This is a genomic window from Tateyamaria sp. (assembly GCF_059783535.1).
In genome coordinates this window covers 1-3,078 of record NZ_JBYNDP010000226.1, presented here as the reverse complement: position 1 = coordinate 3,078, position 3,078 = coordinate 1, and the positions used below count along the sequence as shown (strand labels likewise).

The following is a 3,078-nucleotide window of genomic DNA, read 5'->3' as shown; positions in this document are numbered from 1 at the left end:
TCGGCCATTGCCCGGCACATCACCGGCGCCCGGTGGTCCGGGCCGCGTTTTTTCGGGGTGCAGTGATGCGACGGGTCCGCTGCGCCATCTACACCCGCAAGAGTTCAGAAGAGGGGCTGGAACAGGACTTCAACTCCCTGGATGCCCAGCGCGAGGCTTGTGAAGCTTACATCGCGCGCCAGAAGCATGAAGGCTGGGAGTTGCCACCAGACCGCTATGACGATGGTGGAATATCGGGTGGTCATCTGGACCGCCCGGCCTTGCAACGGTTGGTGCAATCGGTTGACGAGAAACGCGTCGACCAGATCGTGGTTTACAAGATCGACCGCCTGACGCGATCGCTTGCAGACTTCGCCAAGCTGGTTGATCGGTTGGATGCGACCGAGACATCATTTGTTTCGGTTACCCAATCCTTCAATACGGCCACCAGCATGGGATGCCTGACGCTCAACATGCTGCTTTCGTTCGCTCAGTTTGAGCGTGAAGTCACAGCTGAGCGTATCAGAGACAAGATTGCCGCGTCCAAACGCAAGGGCATGTGGATGGGTGGCAATGTTCCGATGGGGTATCAGCCGGATGGACGGACGCTGAAGATCGACGAGGCGGAGGCGATCACGATCCGGACAATTTATGACCTCTATCTGAAACACCGCACCCTCCGGAAGGTGAAGGAATGTGCTGAGACACTCGATCTCAGGTCGCGTCGCCGGGAACGGTCAGGCCACCGGATCTCCGGCGGTACCCAATTCGATCGCGGTCATCTCCAGCATATTCTGAGCAATCCGGTGTATGCAGGCCGAAGCCGACACAAACAAAAGGTATATGATGGACAGCATCCAGCCATCATTGATTCGGCAGTATGGGACAAGTTTCAGGACATGTTGCAGAGCGGGGCAGCGGTTGCTCGCGGCTCCAGACGAAAAGCAACAAGATCACCTCTGGCGGGCAAGCTCTTTGATGAAACCGGCGATCGTCTGACACCCAGCCACAGCCGAAAGAACGGCAAACGCCTTCGCTACTACATATCCCGTAGACTGGTCAAAGATCGTAGCCGGAAACATCCGGATGCCTGGCGGCTGCCTGCAGCACAGGTGGAAGGTTTGCTGGCTGAACTGGTGGGGCGGCACCTGACCAGGCCGGGTGCCGCGGTGGCAATGACCGAAGGTTTGACGGCAGCCGAAGTGTGTGACGCATCGAAAAGGCTTCAGGAAAAAGGTCGTGTGACGGAACGATTGAATTTGATCGAACGAGCCGATCTGCGACAGGGTTTCATGACGCTGATGCTGGATAAGTCAATGGTGGCTGACCATCTCGGTAGCCCACCAGAGCGGATCAACCCGGTGGAATTGACAATCGAAGCTCCGTTCCAGATGCGTCGACGTGGTGTGGAACTGAAACTTCATCTGGGCGAGGCGCCGGCAGCGTTCAACAGAACGCTGGTGCAAAAAATTATGAAGGGGCGTAGCTGGTTGGCAATGGTCATCGCGGGCAAACCTTCTCAGAGATCGCCGACTCCGCAGGCGTCTCGAAACGCCGTGTTCAGGATGTGACCAACCTGGCATTGCTCGCGCCTGATATCCTGGACCGCATCGCTTCCGGTGAGCAGCCCGATGGTCTCACCACGGATCATCTGATCAAGACGCGGTTCTCCGCTGTCTGGTCCGAACAGCGCGAGCAGTTCGCCGCGCTCTGAAGTTCCACATCCCAAACTCGTACCGCAGGACTCGCAAACAGAGACTACCGCGTGAAATCGGCCCGGTTCGTGCTCTTATCTGCGTCTCTGCTGATAACCCGGTCTGCCAACCATCCGAAACCACGCGACATTTGCGCAGCAAACGCTCGGCGTGTGAAAATAGGGAAGTGGTTGGCTGGGATGGTAGGACTCGAACCTACAACCTACGGTACCAAAAACCGGTGCTCTACCAATTGAGCTACATCCCAACGTGCCGCGCTAATTAGAGCGGGCGTGCCGCGCGCGCAAGCCCCTTTACGCCAAAATTCCGACTATTCCTTGGGCGCGGCGTCCGTCAGCAAATCTGGGGCGTCGGGGTCATTGCGTTCCGCATCCACCAGCTTGTCCAGCCCTGGCTCTGACGTGTCGGTGACATCGGCCGCTTCGACTTCGGGGACTGCCGGTGGCGCGGGTGCTTGCGCGCCTCGTTCCGAGGATACCACTTCGCTATCGTATGGTGCGCCGCCAAGCAGCCGAATCCGGTACGTCGTATCAGGCACTTCGATGCCGGCGCCTTCGATCCGTGCCTTCACTAGGCGCAGGGCCTCGCCTTTGGCACGGACCAGCGATGTTGCCTCTTGGTCAATCCAGCCAGTGACAGTCAGGAAAATCGCGCCATCCCCGATCCGCTCGATCCAGGACATTGGGGCGGGTTCGGACAGGATGAAGGGTAGTTCCGCAACGGTTTCTTCGGCCATGCGCCGCACCTCGGCCAGATCAGCATCCGAACTCACGCCAATTTCAAAGCTGAATCGCCGCTCTTGATTGGTTGAGAAGTTCACAATCCGGCTTTTGAAAACAGTCGCATTGGGGATGCGAATGTGGTTGCCATCAAAGCTGAGCAGGATAGTGGCCCGACTGGTCAGGCGAATGACCTTGCCTGTGTCGCCTTCGATCTCAACCACGTCATTGGGACGAAAAGGCTGGCGGATCGACAACATGATCGACGCGATGAAATTCTCGACCGTGTCTCGGACGGCAAAGCCGATGGCCAAACCCACGATACCTGCAGCACCCAAAATCGTGCCCAGCAGCGCGGTTGCACCTAGAATATCCAGCGCGATCACGACACCCGCGACAAAGAAAAGGATGCGCACCACCTGTCGGTAGATGTTGGCGATAAAGGCATTGGGCGCAATCCGATCCCAAGGGTAGCGGGCGCGCGCCAACAATACGCCAAGGGTCAGAACAAGCACAAATGCCACAACGGCCACGGCCATCAGTGGCAGCATCGCAACGGCTTGGGTCATGCGGGCCTGAAAACGCTCAACGGCCGGGTTCAGGCGGGCAACCACATCGGTCGTTTCAGTCACCTGGTTCTCGATCGCAACAACGCCTTCGACACG

At 58.1% G+C, this 3,078-nt stretch carries 4 protein-coding genes and 1 tRNA gene; 3 read left to right on the top strand and 2 right to left on the bottom strand.

All coding sequences use genetic code 11. The features are described from left to right. The first annotated feature begins 6 nt into the window (after positions 1-6). Genes AC6RA8_RS21855 through AC6RA8_RS21845 form a run of 3 tightly spaced genes read left to right on the top strand, consistent with a single transcriptional unit; the run spans position 7 to position 1,693 of the window. Positions 7-66 carry a hypothetical protein gene (locus tag AC6RA8_RS21855; protein ID WP_500355858.1) on the top strand — a complete coding sequence of 20 codons (60 nt, stop codon included), beginning with the start codon at positions 7-9 and terminating at the stop codon, positions 64-66. Further along, the gene (locus AC6RA8_RS21850; RefSeq protein WP_500355857.1) at positions 66-1,550 is read left to right on the top strand and encodes a recombinase family protein; all 1,485 of its coding nucleotides are present in this window, start codon (positions 66-68) and stop codon (positions 1,548-1,550) included. Before AC6RA8_RS21855 ends, AC6RA8_RS21850 begins: the two co-directional genes overlap by 1 nt. After that, positions 1,547-1,693 carry a hypothetical protein gene (locus AC6RA8_RS21845; protein WP_500355855.1) on the top strand — a complete coding sequence of 49 codons (147 nt, stop codon included), beginning with the start codon at positions 1,547-1,549 and terminating at the stop codon, positions 1,691-1,693. Before AC6RA8_RS21850 ends, AC6RA8_RS21845 begins: the two co-directional genes overlap by 4 nt. 172 nt (positions 1,694-1,865) lie before the next feature. Here AC6RA8_RS21845 and AC6RA8_RS21840 read toward each other — a convergent pair. Further along, a tRNA-Gln gene (locus AC6RA8_RS21840) sits at positions 1,866-1,941 on the bottom strand. Between the two features lie 63 nt (positions 1,942-2,004). Next, positions 2,005-3,078: mechanosensitive ion channel family protein (locus tag AC6RA8_RS21835; RefSeq protein WP_500355853.1), on the bottom strand; the 1,074-nt coding region annotated here is incomplete at its 5' end.